Source organism: Peptidiphaga sp. (assembly GCF_057238965.1).
The window spans coordinates 74,056-79,203 of record NZ_DBHHEV010000002.1; the positions used below are offsets into that span (position 1 = coordinate 74,056).

Genomic DNA, 5,148 nt, shown 5'->3' on the forward strand with positions numbered 1-5,148 from the left:
CATCTGGCGCGGCGGCTGCATCATCCGCGCCGTCTTCCTCAACCGCATCACCGAGGCCTACGAGCGGGACCCGAAGCTCCCGCTGCTTCTGGCCGACCCTTATTTCGCCGGCGAGATCGGCAAGTCCGTGGAGTCCTGGCGGCGCATCGTGAGCTTCAGCGCGCTCACCGGCGTTCCGATCCCGGCTTTCGCTTCGTCGCTCGCCTACTACGACGGCGTCCGCGCGGCCGAGCTTCCCGCGAACCTCATCCAGGGGCAGCGCGATTTCTTCGGCGCTCACACGTACAAGCGCGTCGATCGCGAGGGCACGTTCCACACACTGTGGAGCCGCGACCGCAGCGAGATCGAGGAGTAGCCGACCGGCCCAAGCCGACCAGCGTCCGCCTCGTTGGCTCGGCGCGGCGGCTGGGGAGTTGTCTCGACGAGGCCGGGGAGCTGTCGCGGCTGCTGGTGATCCGCCGTAGCGGGGCCGGGGAGCTGTCGCGGCTGCTGGTCAGCTGTCGTAGCGGGGCTAGTGCGCTGTCGCGGCGCTCGCAAGCGCTGGTCGACTGCCCGGTGAGCCTGACTGACCCCGATGAACAGGACCTGGGTGCAAGAAAAGGACCACATTTCGGTCCTGATCATGCATCTAGGTCCTGTTCTTGCATGCTCTTGCGTGCGCAGCGACCCGCATCCAGGAAACCCTCGGCCTCGCGGCATCCTGCCATTTGCGGGGCGACGGGCCGGAGCTTCCGCCGAGACGCCTACATCCCGCCAGATATGCCCTTCTTTGCTCGAAGACGCGCTGTCCCGAGCCGGATCGTCTCGGGTCGGGTCCGTCCCCTATTTGGACTCTCCGCTGGCCGTAGACTCTCCGGTGGCGCAGCGGCATCGGTCTCAGCAGTTTCACCCTGCGGCGAGGAATCGCTCGGCGTCCGTGCCGAGGAATCGCGCAGCGTCGGTGTCGAAAAATAGTTCGGTGTCGAAGGATCGGGCAGCGTCGACGCCGACTTGAACAGCTTGGGGAACGGACGCGGCGAACCCAAGGCAAGGAAAATAGTCGCGGACAAGACTAAAACGATGATGAGAAGATCTCGCCGCCCCTCTCTGACTAGCTCGCAGCTGTGCTCCCAATTCTTCACAAGCGTCTTCTTGACACTGAGATCAAACCGTTTAGTTGGATCCACCTCGTTATTCAAATAGTGTTCGATCCAGCCCTGGTCGTCAAGGTCACTGTCGGCCATGTAATAACCGTTCGAATCCAAGCTCCCCAAAGGCGCGCACTTGAGCGTCGCTGAATCTGGCGCTTGAAAAGTAGGCGTTCCAAGATAAAGCCAACCAATGACGGAAAGCGCAGCCGCTGCGAAAACTGTGCGCACCGCTGCCTGGGCAATCCGCAGTTTTGCCGCCAACGGCATCCCCTTCGACCTCGGCGGATCAGACTCTCCGGACGTAAATCGCCCAGGAAACGGACGTCGCGAGCCCAACGCCAAGAAGACGGTGGCAGACACAACGGCAATAATGCTGAGAAGATCCCGCCGTCCTTCCCTTGCCCGCTGACATTCCAGTTTCCAATCTTTCAAGAATGCGTTCTTTGTATCCGAATCACTTCGCCTAGGCGCATCTAGTTCATAATCCATATAGCTCTGGACTCTTTTCAAAGCTTCAGGATCGGGAAAACCCTTCATGTGGTAGCTGTTGGGACCGCCCTTCCCCAAGGGCTCGCACTCCAACGGTGGACCGTCATTAGGAGCTTGGATAGTGATGGACCCCAAATACAGCCAGCCGATCACAGACAGCGCGACGACGGCGAAAACCGTGCGCACTGCCACCCTCACAATCCGAAGTTTCACGGGCGTCCACGTCCTCGGCATCTGCGAATGCCTCCCCTCAGGCGAGCGAGCCCATCGGATCCCACGCGGGCAGCACGATCGGCTCGGAGTCGAGCACCGCAAGCAGATCGGCGGGGAGACGGTCGCGGTGGACGGCCACCTCGAATACATACTGGTCGAACCACGAGTCGTTCATGGTGAAGAAGCCTTTGTCGGCGATCTCGTCACCCCAGGAGTTCTCGATCCGCCAACGGCGGGTCTCCCCGTCGAGGATGTCGACCCCGGTGAAAACCATGGCGTGCGTCATCTGAGCCTCGCCGTACTGGAGCTCCTCGGCCTTCGTCATCTCCAGGTCGATGCCGTACGTGCCCTCGTAATCGAAGAGGCGCCCGTCCCAGATGCCGAGCTTCGAGTCGCACTGTTTGGCGGTGTCGCATCCCATCCACACGGGCTTTCCCGATTCGAGGGTTTCCGACGTCGCCCTGCGGATCACCTCGATCGACACGTTGAGGTAGACGACCGGCTTGGCGCCCACGACGTTGCCGAGCCTGTCCACGGTGAACAGGGCGTTGTAGGGCGACCTCGGCCGGGGATCGTTGACGAGGCACACATACTCGCTCAAATCAGGCAGATACCTTGCCGCGAACTCGAGGGGCGTCATTTCGCCTTCGCGCCCGAATTCGCCGTCTTTGTTGCGCCACTGCCAGACGAAGCGCTGCGGCGGCGTCCCCAGGTGAATGGCGAGGACCCTGTAAACCTGTTCCAGCACGGCGGCCTTGACCTCGCCCGGATCGGTCCCTTCGGCGGATGCCCGCCGAACGTCGCGGGCACCCCTGCGCAGCAGCTTTTGGAGCGTTTGGTTCATCGCGCGGGTATTGGACGAGGATTCCGTCTCCGGCATCGCGTACTTCGGCACGACTCCGTATTTCTCGACGAGCGCGACGAACATGTTCCACTGGCCGCCGTCGTCGATCGGGTTCGACAACAGGTAACGGACGGTGCGGTCGTCGACGTCGCGGTCGGCGAGCTCGATCATCGACGTCAGGAAGTAGTTAGCCTTCTCGAGCTTGTCCCAAAAATGCTGGTAGTTCTGGGAAAACTCGAATTCCTCGACGCCGGTGTGCTCGTAGACGGCCGACTTGAGCGTGTTGAGGCCGGAGAACAGCCAGCAGCGGCCGGATTTCTTCTGGTTCGTGATAGGCCACGTGTCGATTTTGACGGACACGGACGGGTCGATCGACGTGACGATCTCCCGATCCATCGCCACCTTGTCGATGGGCGTCTCGGCGACGGCGTTCTGGACGATCCGAGCGGTGCGGTCGACGGAAAAGGCCGCGGCGAAGCCCCGCACTTCCTCCCCGGTCAAAGAATCATCGGTCATAAGCTCCTCCTTGTCCCGCGGGCCCCGCCAATCGCAAGGCCTCCATCCTGAGCATTGCCTCATTTTACGCCGGAATTCCGCCCTCGTACGGCCTGTCCACATGTGGACCTGGGGGACCAGAGGGACGTGCAAACGCTCTAGTAGGGACGATCCAAACCGCGCGACGTGCGACGCGCCCCCACCACGGCCGATTCAGAACCCGCGGGCGACGAGCGCTACAGGGTCCGCGTTCGGGAATCCTTCTAAGCGCCGAAAACCGCCGAACGATACGCTAATCAGGGCGCTCGCCACGAAGGGCAGCATCCACTCGCCGAACTTCTTCACAAATGTCTGCGGTTTTCTTGTAGTACGTTCTCTTACCGTTTTTACCTGCCGATGGCGACAAAGCAAACTTGAACTTATCCCGATACACCCTTCGAAGAGCGTCTTCGCGGACCTCAGCAACAAGATACCGTGCACCAGAATACTGGAGCGACGCCAGGAAAGCCTGATAGACGAAGTGCATGAGAACCGAACTGACCTTGCTTCCCTGATAATCCTTATCAAGCGCAAACTTGCCAAGCAACAAACTTGGATGTCCCTCAAGGGAACCAGCGATTGATCCGTTCTTGGGATCGTCTCGCCGATCTTTCCTCGCAATCTCCTCGGTTATAATCTGATGGGCCGATAGCGTGAAAAATCCGCACAGACGGTCACTGTTTTTCTCGTCGATCATGACGTGGACACGGCAGAGATGCTCCTTTTGATACCCCAAGGCCTTATCTTCAAGCCATCTTCCCAAAGAGTTTCCGTGCCCACAGTCAAACTGGGCAACGGAAAGACGATCCGCTGTCAGGGCCTCTATTCGATAATCCACTATGCCGCCTCAACGTAGGGCAGCAACGACATCGGCGATGAACTCCTCGGAGATCAGATTGTCCCGTGAATCGAGCCCGGAAAGCCAATCCGCATCGACGAATGTTACCCGGCTGTCCGGGAGATCAAGCCTCCCCTCCTCGAAGGACGTGAAGCGACGATGCAGGAAGTAACCAACAATCTCTTCTTGCGAAAGGTCGCCACGGCGAGCGCCTTCCGGGCGATGTTCCCAGGCGTCGATCCACACTTGTTCTTCGTGAGTCAGATCCACGAGTTCACCGGCGCTAAGCTTCCCGTAACACCGCCATACGGCGTCGACGATTTCATCGACATAAAGATCGAGACCGTCGCGGTCTAGATCGTGCTCGTCAAACTGTTTGCCGAGCTGTTCCTGTGAGAAAGCAGCTTTGCCCGCATGCGCGCTGAGAAGCTCCCCCACAACCGGGCCTTTCGGCATGGCGTAGAATCGCTCGTCGAACAGCGCCACCCCCGTTTGGTGGGCATACCACCCAAACACATAGAAGCACAATTTCTGCAACTTGAGGGTCTCGAGCCTGTGTCCCGGGGCGCGCTCAAGGAGTGCGTCGGCAACATCGAAAACCGTCGTCACTGCCATTGTCCTGACCCTTTTCACTTGTGCTCGGATGATCGATTCATAATTAGCTTGCCACACACTGGTGCCGCACACCACCCTCATCCAAAGAAGAAACGAACCTCACACGCCATGCGCAGGCCATGTTTATCGATTATTTTTTCGATATACCTCATCGAGTAAATTACTGGATTTTGCTTTACATCTTCACAGCTTTGCGTCCTTCTCAATACTCATGTCCGCGCATCACGCGTCGATTTCGCCGCGCCTCATCGCCTCGACCACAGCGGACGTCCGATCGACGACGCCGAGCTTGGCGAAAGCCCGGGAAAAGTATGTCTTGACCGTGGCCGCGCCCACGCCCAAGGCCGTCGCGATCTGACGGTTCGTCATCCCCTCCGCCGCGAGCGCCAGGACCCGCTTTTCTTGTTCGGACAGCCCTTCGACTCCGCCGCCGGCCGAAGAGCCGCCTCTCACGCTCTGCGTCACGGCTCTCGCCGCCCTTTCAT

5 protein-coding genes and 1 pseudogene are annotated in these 5,148 nt (G+C 59.9%); 1 reads left to right on the forward strand and 5 read right to left on the reverse strand.

Translation table 11 applies throughout. From position 1 onward, the window contains the following. Positions 1–355 (forward strand): annotated as a pseudogene (locus ACO48X_RS00705) (NADP-dependent phosphogluconate dehydrogenase); the annotation flags it as partial. A gap of 388 nt (positions 356–743) precedes the next feature. Here ACO48X_RS00705 and ACO48X_RS00710 read toward each other — a convergent pair. From ACO48X_RS00710 to ACO48X_RS00730, 5 genes are all read right to left on the reverse strand, one after another. Further along, positions 744–1,811: a hypothetical protein gene (locus tag ACO48X_RS00710; RefSeq protein WP_484999571.1), complete on the reverse strand. Its 1,068-nt coding sequence runs from the start codon at positions 1,809–1,811 to the stop codon at positions 744–746. 58 nt (positions 1,812–1,869) lie between these two features. Further along, positions 1,870–3,192 carry a C1 family peptidase gene (locus ACO48X_RS00715; protein WP_484999573.1) on the reverse strand — a complete coding sequence of 441 codons (1,323 nt, stop codon included), beginning with the start codon at positions 3,190–3,192 and terminating at the stop codon, positions 1,870–1,872. Positions 3,193–3,463: 271 nt separating this feature from the next. Further along, positions 3,464–4,048 (reverse strand): hypothetical protein, encoded by a 585-nt coding sequence (locus tag ACO48X_RS00720; protein ID WP_484999575.1) that lies wholly within the window; start codon positions 4,046–4,048, stop codon positions 3,464–3,466. Between the two features lie 9 nt (positions 4,049–4,057). Beyond that, entirely contained in the window at positions 4,058–4,663 is a 606-nt protein-coding gene (locus tag ACO48X_RS00725; protein ID WP_484999577.1) for a Panacea domain-containing protein, read from the reverse strand. Between the two features lie 222 nt (positions 4,664–4,885). Next, positions 4,886–5,148: response regulator transcription factor (locus ACO48X_RS00730; protein WP_484999579.1), on the reverse strand; the 263-nt coding region annotated here is incomplete at its 5' end.

Coding starts and splice junctions, on each gene's coding strand:
- ACO48X_RS00715 (WP_484999573.1), bottom strand. CDS start 3,192: ATGACCGATGATTCTTTGACCGGGGAGGAAGTGCGGGGCTTCGCCGCG.
- ACO48X_RS00725 (WP_484999577.1), bottom strand. CDS start 4,663: ATGGCAGTGACGACGGTTTTCGATGTTGCCGACGCACTCCTTGAGCGC.